Origin of the sequence: Actinomadura sp. HBU206391 (assembly GCF_014323665.1) — a bacterium.
Lineage (GTDB): Bacteria > Actinomycetota > Actinomycetes > Streptosporangiales > Streptosporangiaceae > Actinomadura_C.
In genome coordinates this window covers 1-7,088 of sequence record NZ_JABVEB010000266.1, presented here as the reverse complement: position 1 = coordinate 7,088, position 7,088 = coordinate 1, and the positions used below count along the sequence as shown (strand labels likewise).

The 7,088-nt window shown below is 68.0% G+C and carries 8 protein-coding genes; 6 read left to right on the top strand and 2 right to left on the bottom strand.

Annotated elements, in window-relative coordinates; all coding sequences use genetic code 11:
- On the bottom strand, positions 1 to 690 hold a 690-nt coding region (gene lexA, locus HKK72_RS40285; RefSeq protein WP_222721469.1), incomplete at its 3' end, for a transcriptional repressor LexA.
- A gap of 190 nt (positions 691 to 880) precedes the next feature.
- Here lexA and HKK72_RS33640 point away from each other — a divergent pair.
- The 6 genes from HKK72_RS33640 (at position 881) to HKK72_RS33615 (ending at position 6,262) form a co-directional block, all read left to right on the top strand.
- Positions 881 to 1,231, top strand: a complete 351-nt coding sequence (locus HKK72_RS33640) for a LysM peptidoglycan-binding domain-containing protein (RefSeq protein ID WP_187238461.1) — start codon at positions 881 to 883, stop codon at positions 1,229 to 1,231.
- A 316-nt stretch (positions 1,232 to 1,547) separates the two neighbouring features.
- Positions 1,548 to 2,006 carry a transcriptional regulator NrdR gene (gene nrdR / locus HKK72_RS33635; protein ID WP_187238460.1) on the top strand — a complete coding sequence of 153 codons (459 nt, stop codon included), beginning with the start codon at positions 1,548 to 1,550 and terminating at the stop codon, positions 2,004 to 2,006.
- Between the two features lie 119 nt (positions 2,007 to 2,125).
- Positions 2,126 to 4,975, top strand: coding sequence for a vitamin B12-dependent ribonucleotide reductase (locus HKK72_RS33630; RefSeq protein WP_187238459.1), 2,850 nt, complete (start codon positions 2,126 to 2,128; stop codon positions 4,973 to 4,975).
- Between the two features lie 252 nt (positions 4,976 to 5,227).
- The gene (locus tag HKK72_RS33625) at positions 5,228 to 5,518 is read left to right on the top strand and encodes a hypothetical protein (protein WP_187238458.1); all 291 of its coding nucleotides are present in this window, start codon (positions 5,228 to 5,230) and stop codon (positions 5,516 to 5,518) included.
- Between the two features lie 32 nt (positions 5,519 to 5,550).
- Positions 5,551 to 5,841, top strand: a complete 291-nt coding sequence (locus HKK72_RS33620; RefSeq protein ID WP_187238457.1) for a hypothetical protein — start codon at positions 5,551 to 5,553, stop codon at positions 5,839 to 5,841.
- A gap of 85 nt (positions 5,842 to 5,926) precedes the next feature.
- Positions 5,927 to 6,262 (top strand): hypothetical protein, encoded by a 336-nt coding sequence (locus HKK72_RS33615; RefSeq protein ID WP_187238456.1) that lies wholly within the window; start codon positions 5,927 to 5,929, stop codon positions 6,260 to 6,262.
- 17 nt (positions 6,263 to 6,279) lie between these two features.
- On the opposite strand, the gene HKK72_RS33610 is transcribed toward HKK72_RS33615, so the two are convergent.
- Complete coding sequence (locus HKK72_RS33610; protein WP_187238455.1) at positions 6,280 to 6,888, bottom strand: TetR/AcrR family transcriptional regulator; 609 nt, start codon at positions 6,886 to 6,888, stop codon at positions 6,280 to 6,282.
- Positions 6,889 to 7,088: the final 200 nt, after the last annotated feature.

Sequence of the window (7,088 nt, the reverse complement as noted above, 5' to 3'; positions counted from 1 at the left end):
GCGGAGTACGGCCACCACCCGGCCGAGGACCGACGCCTCGTCGCCGGCGATCGGCTCGTAAGCCTTGTTCTGCGGCTGCAGCCAGACGTGCCCGTCCTTGCGCTTGAACGTCTTGACCGTGGCCTCACCCTCGATCATGGCCGCGACGATGTCGCCGTTCTCGGCCACCGGCTGCTGCCGGACGACGACCCAGTCGCCGTCGGCGATCGCGGCTTCGATCATCGAGTCGCCGGACACCTTCAGCAGGAAGTGCGTCCCCTCGCCGACGAGCTGCTTGGGGAGGGTGAAGACGTCCTCGACCGCCTCCTCGGCCAGGATCGGACCGCCGGCCGCGATCCGTCCCACCAGCGGAACATAGGCGGGTGCCGGATGGGCGGGGCCCTCCTGGCCGTTCGCCGCGTCGTAGGAGTCCGGCTCGCTCTGCACCGGAGGCCTGCCCGGCACTCGCACCTCGACCGCGCGCGGGCGGTTGGGGTCGCGCCGCAGGAATCCCTTGCGCTGCAGCGTACGCAGTTGGTGGGACACGCTGGACGTGCTGGTCAGTCCGACCGCCTCGCCGATTTCCCGCATCGACGGTGGGTAGCCGCGCCGCTGGACCGAGTCGCGGATCACCTCGAGCACCATTCGCTGGCGCTGAGTAAGTCCGCTTTCGTCCATGGGCCCGTCGGGCATCTCCCGGACCTTGCTCATGGTCCCCTCTGCCTCCCTACCTAGACCTTCTTCACTCCGTTGTTGCACGTTAGCGCGACGGAGCCGGATGATCAAACAATTGTTCGAAGAAAGTCCTCGCGTTTTGCCGGTGGCATGCGATAGAAATCGTACATCCGTTCGATCGAATTCGCATTCGAAGCATGAGCGGCCGGTCGCGAGGAGGCCGAGAGTGATCGACAGCGTACGGCAAGAGAGACGCGGGAGCGGCGTCAGGCTCACCCGGCGCGGGCGGATCGTGTTGATCGCCCTGGTTGTGATCATCTTGCTCGTGGGTTACTGGGTGACCGTGCGGCGAGGTGCGGGCGCCAGTTCCGGCGGCGGTGACGCCTCGGGCGCTCGGGCGCACGACGGCGGGGCGGAGGTCGTCGAGGTCGGGTGGCATGACACGCTGTGGGACATCGCGAGCCGTGGTCGGCCCGAGGTCGATCCCCGCATCACGGTGCGCCGGATCATCGACCTCAACGGGCTGTCCGGCGCCATCGTCCAGCCTGGTCAGCGGCTCAAACTGCCGGCGCGCTGAGGCTGGCGGCGGGGCGCCGATGCCGCGGTCCGGCGGTTCGGCGAGCCGCTCGGAGCCGCCCCGGGGCTGTGACACGCCGGGCCGGGCGCGGTGTGTGCCGCGTGTGACCAGGGTCTACGGACGTGGTTGCCGATCCGGCTTGCGATCGACCTCTGGTGGGCCTACGGTTGACCACAAGATGTAGTACTTACACCGATGTAGTTCACCACAAGTTGTGCTCTTGTGGCGGTGTGTCGGCAACGGTGAACGCTGGGCGGTAGATCCCCGGCGGCCCTGTCCGCACCGGTGAAACGGCCCTTGGGGAAGGGGGAAGGCGATGCACTGTCCGTTCTGCCGCAACCCCGACAGCCGGGTCATCGACAGCCGGGCCGCCGACGACGGCGCCGCCATCCGGCGACGCCGTTCCTGCCCGGAGTGCGGACGCAGGTTCACCACCCAAGAGGCGGTCCTGCAGATGGTCGCCAAGCGCAGCGGCGTCACCGAACCGTTCTCCCGAGAGAAGATCATCGCGGGAGTGCGCAGAGCCTGTCAGGGCCGTCCGGTGGACGAGGACGCGCTGGCCCAGCTCGGGCACCAGGTCGAAGAGGCCATCCGGGCGACCGGAGGCGCCGAGATCGGTTCCCACGAGATCGGCCTGGCCATCCTGGGCCCGCTGCGAGAGCTCGACGAGGTCGCCTATCTGCGATTCGCCTCGGTCTACCGGGGCTTCGAGTCGCTGGAGGACTTCGAGAAGGAGATCGAGTCGTTGCGCGGCGCCGCTCCTCCGGGAGCGTAATCAAAACAAGTGATCAAGCGCCCGGGCCGGGACGACACCGGCCCGCGGCGGGGTTTGACCAATGAACGGGAACAGTCCTGAGCGGGGGCCCGGCGGGAGGGTCCCAGAGGGGGAAGGCCATGACGGAGACGGTGAGCGGCTCGACGGCCAGGCGCGGCAGGGGCCGCAAGGGGCTGAAGATGGAGCGCATCTTCACCAAACCCGGGGTGCACCCGTACGACGAGGTGACCTGGGAGCGTCGTGACGTCGTCATGACGAACTGGCGCGACGGATCCATCAACTTCGAGCAGCGCGGAGTGGAGTTCCCGGCATTCTGGTCGGTGAACGCCACGAACATCGTCACCTCGAAGTACTTCCGCGGGGCCGTCGGCACGCCTCAGCGGGAGTGGAGCCTGAAGCAGTTGGTCGACCGGGTGGTGCGGGTCTATGCCGACACCGGCCGCGAGCACGGCTATTTCGCCTCAGAGCAGGACGCTGAGATCTTCGAGCACGAGTTGAAGTACGCCCTGATCCACCAGATCTTCAGTTTCAACTCCCCGGTGTGGTTCAACGTCGGGACCTCCAGCAAGCAGCAGGTCTCGGCGTGCTTCATCCTGTCGGTGGACGACACGATGGAGTCGATCCTTGAGTGGTATGCGGAAGAAGGCGTGATCTTCAAGGGCGGTTCCGGGTCGGGGGTGAACCTGTCCCGCATCCGCTCCAGCAAGGAACTGCTGTCGTCCGGCGGCACCGCCAGCGGCCCGGTCTCGTTCATGCGCGGCGCCGACGCGTCCGCGGGCACCATCAAGTCGGGCGGCGCCACCCGCAGGGCCGCCAAGATGGTCGTGCTCGACGTCGACCACCCCGACGTGGTCGAGTTCATCCAGACCAAGGCCCGCGAAGAGGACAAGATCCGCGCGCTGCGCGACGCGGGCTTCGACATGGACCTCGGCGGCAAGGACATCGTCAGCGTCCAGTACCAGAACGCCAACAACTCGGTGCGGGTGTCCGACGAGTTCATGCGAGCGGTCGAGACCGGTGCCGAGTTCGGCCTGCGCGCCCGCATGACGGGCGAGGTGATCGAGACCGTCCAGGCCAAGGACCTGTTCCGCCTGATGGCCACGGCGGCCTGGGAGTGCGCCGACCCGGGCGTGCAGTACGACGACACGATCAACGACTGGCACACGTCGCCCGAGACCGGGCGGATCACCGCGAGCAACCCGTGCAGTGAGTACCTCCACCTCGACAACTCCTCCTGCAACCTCGCGTCGATCAACCTGATGAAGTTCCTGAACGACGACAACAGCTTCGACGTCCAGAGGTTCGTCCAGTTGACCGAGCTGGTCATCACCGCGATGGACATCTCGATCACCTTCGCGGACTTCCCGACCCCCGCCATCGGGGAGACGACCCGGGCCTACCGTCAGCTCGGCATCGGCTACGCCAACCTCGGCGCCCTGCTGATGGCGACCGGGCACGCCTACGACTCCGAGGGCGGCCGCTCCATCGCCGCCTCCATCACCCAGCTCATGACCGGCACCGCCTACCGGCGGTCGGCCGAGCTCGCCGCGGTGGTCGGGCCCTATGACGGATACGCGCGCAACGCCGACGCGCACAAGCGGGTCATGCGCAAGCACGCCGCGGCCAATGACGGGATCCGCCCGATCGACGAGGTCGACGGGGCCATCCACGCCGAGGCGACGAGGCAGTGGGAGCGGTGCCTCAGGACCGGTGACAAGAACGGCTACCGCAACGCCCAGGCGTCGCTGCTGGCCCCCACCGGGACCATCGGGCTGATGATGGACTGCGACACCACCGGCATCGAGCCCGACCTCGCCCTGGTCAAGTTCAAGAAGCTGGTCGGCGGCGGGTCGATGCAGATCGTCAACCACACCGTGCCGAGGGCCCTCAAGAAGCTCGGCTACCAGCAGGAGCAGATCGAGGCGACCGTCGAGTACATCGCCGAGCACGGCCACGTCGTCGACGCCCCGGGCCTGCGGCCGGAGCACTACGAGGTCTTCGACTGCGCGATGGGCGCCCGGGCCATCAGCCCGATGGGCCATGTCCGCATGATGGCCGCCGTCCAGCCGGGGCTCTCCGGGGCCATCAGCAAGACGGTGAACCTGCCCGAGAACGCCACCATCGAGGACATCGAGCAGGTGTACTTCGAGGGCTGGAAGCGAGGCCTCAAGGCGCTCGCGATCTACCGCGACAACTGCAAGGTCGGCCAGCCGCTCTCCATCGCCAAGAGCAAGGCGACCGAGAAGGCCGAGGAGGCCGCCGCCGCGGCGGCCCTGGCCCCCGTCGCCGCTCCGGCTCCGGCGGGGCCGGTCCGCCGGCGGCTGCCCAAGCGGCGGCCCGCCACCGTGACCCGGTTCTCCGTCGCCGGCGCCGAGGGCTACATGACCGCGTCGTCCTACCCCGACGACGGTCTGGGTGAGGTCTTCCTCAAGCTGGGCAAGCAGGGTTCGACGCTCGCCGGCGTGATGGACGCCTTCTCGATGGCGATCTCCATCAGCCTGCAGTACGGCGTGCCGCTGGAGACCTGGGTCGAGAAGTTCACCAACATGCGGTTCGAGCCGGCGGGCATGACCGACGACCCGGACATCCGCATGGCCACCTCGGTGATGGACTACATCTTCCGGCGGTTGGCGCTCGACCACCTGCAGTACGAGGATCGGGCCGGCCTCGGCATCTTCACCGCCGAGGAGCGGACGCTGCAGGCCGAGGGCAAGGACCCGGCGACCCTGCACGTCGAAGAGGAGATCGACCCCGAGGCGCTCGCCCAGTCGACGGCGATCGAGAAGCCGGTGGAGAAGCCGCCGTTGGCCGTCGAGGCGCCTGCGCCCAGGTCCTCGACCGAGGTGATCGAGAGCCACCAGGGCCGTACCGCCGACGCGCCGCTCTGCCTCACCTGCGGCACCAAGATGCGGCCGGCCGGTAGCTGCTATGTCTGCGAGGGCTGCGGCTCCACCAGCGGCTGCAGCTGAGAACAAGCACCGCTCAGGAATAAGTCCCTGGTCATAAGCGGGTATCGGCAATGTGCCGGTACCCGCTTCGGCCTTCTCCCGGATCTTGTTGCATCTGATGGAGTCGGCTGCTCGCGCCCATAGGTGATCTTGTAATCCCCCGTTCGAGGGAACGGCCGGCACAAGGCATTCACCCCGTGGCGGGATCCTTACGACCGGCGCCCGCAGAAGGATTGCCCGTGTCGGATCGGTCGGCGCGGAGGGCGGGGTCACGTGATAAATGGATCAGCCGGGGAGGCGCTGCCGGTCGGGTGGAGTGTCGGTTCGCGGTGGAGCGTCGCCCGCAGAGCCGCGGGCTATTCGGCGGCGCTGACCATGTCCGTCTACCTGATGGTCAAGGTCATCTGGATCGTTAGCGCGCTCCTCGGACGTGGGCCAGAGGACGTCGGGACCGCCGGGTGGGTGGCGCTCAACACGGTCACCGTGGGGATGTCCGCGACCGGGTCATATTCGGACTGGCGCTGGCCCAGCGATGGGGCCGTCGGCTTCCCGCGCCGCCGTTGATCTTCTTCGGCTGGGTGGGTGGTGGCTTCCTGGTGCCGATGCTTCCGTACACGGTCGTCAGCGGTGTTCTCGACGTGGTCGGAGTCGACCGGGGCGGTGGCCAGACCGACGGTGGCGAGCAGGCACCAGATTGGGAGACGGTCCTCATCAACATCGGCTTCGTCGGGATGGCGGTGGGACTGGCCGTGGCTCTTCCGATCTATATGAGGGAGAGATGGCCGACTGCCTTTCTGGGCCGGGTGGGGGAGGGCCGGGCCCGCTCATCGAAGTTCGTGCCGTCGGCGATGACGGTGACCGCCGCGCTGGGTCTGCTGTGGCTGTAGGGCGGTCGGCGGAACGTTCGGCCTCGACGCCGCTCATCGCGATCATTGGGACCTCAACGAGCGGCTGCTGAACGGGAGCGCGGGGTTGTGGGCACTGATCGGCGGCTGGAGCGTCTGGGTGCTCAGCCGCCGCCGCCCCGCTCGGTTGCCGCTGTGGGTTCCGATGACGCTGGCGTTCGCGGCCTCGGGGTCGCTGTTCGCCTGGAGTGGTTGGAAGCTCCCGATGGCCGTCATACGGCCCGGGGACTACGTGACCGCCGAATACCCCGTCGTAGCGGTCCTCCAGCACACCCTGAGCATCGGCGGGGGTCTGGTGCTCCTGGCGGCCACCCTGTCGGCCGCCTCTCCGGGCGGGCCCGCCCGGTCGGCGAGTGCCGCGGTGACGGCAGGGCCCCGGAGGAATACCGCACACCTCGAATAAGCGAGTCCAGTGGTGACCTACGTATCGCCGGGGTCTGGGGAAGGAAGGATGTGGGCGATGGCGCGGCGGAGCACGCTGGCGAATGACACGGTGTCGTCGCTGTTGATCCAGTGCCGGCCCGCCACCCGGATGGCGCCGGCGATCGCGGCGGCCATGACGTGGGGGAACAGGTCGTGTGCGGGGTCGGTGCCGACGCGTTCGGCGATCGCGTCGGCCAGCGGCTCCTCCGCCGTGGTGAAGGCTTTCAGGGCTTCTCCCTCCAGTGCGGGGGTGCACATGATCATGCGCAGGCCGACCTTGTCGGGTTCAGCGGTGCCGTAGTGCTCGATCACGGCTGCGGTGATGGCCTGGTCGAGTGGCTCGCCGGCCGGCCTGGACAGGAGCGCCCGCCCCAGGCGTCGGGCCCGGTCGGATTCGATGGCGCAGATCGCCTCTTCCCGGCTGGAGAAGTAGTTGTTGTAGGTGCGGGGTGACACCCCGGCGGTCGCGGCGATGTCGCGCACCCGTACGAGAGCGAGTCCTTCGGGGCCTTGTTCCACCGCCAGGCGGAGTGCGGCGGCGCTGATCGCTTCGCGGGTGGCCAACTTGTTGTGGGTTCGCATGTCCACCGCTTCATCGTCGTTCACGGTCCTCACCCTATCAATCAGATGCTCGCCACGCACTATATGCGTGGCACGCAAGTTATGAGTAGAGTGCGGATCGATGCCTGGCACTCACGCCTGGCAAGTGCCAACACGAGGCGTGCTGGGACGGCGAGGCCTGTTGGCAGGTCGTCCGTCGCGGGCGCCGTCCCGGTTCGCCCTTTCCCGGACAGACAGGAGGCGCA

Bases quoted from the DNA above. Each gene is read 5' to 3' on its own strand.
- nrdR (WP_187238460.1), top strand. From the start codon at position 1,548: ATGCACTGTCCGTTCTGCCGCAACCCCGACAGCCGGGTCATCGACAGC.
- HKK72_RS33630 (WP_187238459.1), top strand. From the start codon at position 2,126: ATGACGGAGACGGTGAGCGGCTCGACGGCCAGGCGCGGCAGGGGCCGC.